This window comes from Aquitalea sp. S1-19 (assembly GCF_024343515.1).
Window position 1 is genome coordinate 1 of record NZ_RJTZ01000382.1, and the last position, 322, is coordinate 322.

Consider the following 322-nt stretch of genomic DNA (forward strand, 5'->3'; position numbering starts at 1 on the left):
ATGACCTACCCGCGCAACTTCAGCCATATCGGCATCACCGTCACCGACCTGGACGCCGCCGTCAAGTTCTACACCGAAGTGATGGGCTGGTACCTGATCATGCCGCCGACCACCATCACCGAAGACGACTCGGCCATCGGCGTGATGTGCAACGACGTGTTCGGCCCGGGCTGGGGCTCATTCCGCATCGCCCACCTGTCGACCGGCGACAGAATCGGCGTCGAAATATTTCAGTTTCCAAATAGCGTACGCCCCGAGAACAACTTCGAATACTGGAAGACCGGCGTGTTCCACTTTTGCGTGCAAGACCCGGACGTGGAAG

1 protein-coding gene is annotated in these 322 nt (G+C 59.0%); it reads left to right on the forward strand.

Going from position 1 to position 322, the window contains the following annotated elements:
* The coding region (locus tag EGI20_RS19175) for a VOC family protein (RefSeq protein ID WP_498633292.1) at positions 1-322 on the forward strand (322 nt) is incomplete at both ends.